The organism is Salegentibacter echinorum (assembly GCF_900129445.1).
In the GTDB taxonomy this organism is placed as follows: Bacteria; Bacteroidota; Bacteroidia; order Flavobacteriales; family Flavobacteriaceae; genus Salegentibacter; species Salegentibacter echinorum.
Genome location: NZ_FQVT01000034.1, coordinates 1 through 1,855, shown reverse-complemented (window position 1 = coordinate 1,855; position 1,855 = coordinate 1). Strand labels below are relative to the sequence as shown.

1 protein-coding gene is annotated in these 1,855 nt (G+C 33.8%); it reads right to left on the bottom strand.

What is annotated here, in order from left to right:
- Nucleotides 1-144: 144 nt before the first annotated feature.
- Entirely contained in the window at nt 145-930 is a 786-nt protein-coding gene (locus BUA71_RS17345; RefSeq protein WP_072882047.1) for a hypothetical protein, read from the bottom strand.
- Nucleotides 931-1,855: the final 925 nt, after the last annotated feature.

Sequence of the window (1,855 nt, the reverse complement as noted above, 5' to 3'; positions counted from 1 at the left end):
ACAGAATAGTTTCGATTGGTGTAAAGAGCGATTGAAAAGATGGATTGTGAACCGCTCAGTACGAGACCCGTACGCTGAGTGGTGTGAGGGGTGCACTCCGTCATTTAATGACGGAACCGCCCACTCGATTGCCAACTGGTATTTTTAACTCCAATCTTGTATTGTAAAATCAATTTGAGAAATTTTTTTGATCTCTATCAATTTATTAAAAACAAATCCAGAACCCATTAAATATTTACATTCTGGAATTAAGTAATTATCAATATTTTCGAAAGCTTTTTGGTTTACTGCGATGAAAAAATTTAAACCTTTAAGCGTCATATGATAAAATCCATATCTATCTATAATACTTTGGACGTGTTGATTGAATGAAAATTCCATTGGCATATCTAGATCCTCAGTTAAACGAATTCCCGTCCGATTTTTGAGATAATATAATGGCAAATCTCCGATATTATATCTTACAAAATTTCTAATTTCATCAAATTGTGCGTCTAAACCATTTTCTGTATTTCTATGATATTCTTGAAGGAAAATATTATAAATCCCTCTCTTAAATTTTTTAGTAAATGCTTCTTCAAAACCGATATTCTTTCGATAATCAATTTTGATTTTAAGTGCATTTTTTGAGTGATAATAATTGAAAAATTGAGATTTAAACTTTTTCCAAGAATTAGAGTCTTTTTCGTTGCTCAATAGAAATCTATGAACATTAAATATCTCTTTTGTGATTTTATCAATTGAATATTTAATTTTTTCTTCGTTATTATCCGAGCCAAAATATTTATTGCATTGATCACAAATATCAAATCCAATTTTGTGTGCATTTAATTTTTTAGGAATGGTATGTGGTTTAGTCAGAAATGAAGTTTCATTACTTGATCTTGAACACCAAATGCAAATTCCTTTTTTTTTATATAGTTCAGTCAATTTTCTCTAAAATACTTGTTGGCAACGTATTGTGTATAAGCGCAGTTGCCTTTTTGGCAATTGCGCTTATGCGCCGTTGTGTGCAGTAATTTAGTACAAATTTATTGATTATGATGAATTTGTTTAATTATGGAGTTATCACGAATTGGGTATAGCAAACTTTAAAAAGCTTTTTATTTTTTAATTATTCACTTTATCCCTCGGCCCGGATAAGGTGGGTTGTTAAAAAAATCGCAGGATCTAACTAACTTTATATAGCATCAAAATTAGCAGAAAATCCCCCATAGAAAATGTGGTCTTGTTCTACTAACTTCATCAAACTTTTTAACGTGTCAACGTTCTGATAGTGGAACTCTCAACGATTGCCAATCGCAAATGTTTGGAACAGAAATATTTCTTTTCTGTTTATATGCTATCTAAAGTTTCCTTTGTTTTTCTCCTGCGTAAAAATCTTTTTAATTACTGTTATTCGTGATTATTGCTTACAACGTTTAGTATATGCAAAGTAGGCGATTGCGGGCTTCAAACTTATCAAACCGAGATGAAGTTGAAGCGAGCTACAACCGTTGAATTTACTGCTATTTCGCCTATTTTGTATATACATTGTGTGTGCCCAGCATGGGCATCTTTATCATATCGAAGATATGATATTAATCTAGAGGGTGCAAGTCCCTTATGGGCAGGGGTAACGCCTTGAACCATTAGTAAGCTGCAAGCTTGTCTGTCGTGAGACAGGAAGTGAAGGAAGCAGGACTACAAACCTCGGTACTGACAAACAGGAACCAGATAAGAGGCTGTGAGGTTGGATGAGCAAGCACATCATTGTGATGTCCTAAACACTTTAAAGTGAATACCGAAACAGTAGATCTGGCAGGAATCGAGGGAAAGAAGATGTTCTTACCTGGGGAGGTCTCCACAGTCACGA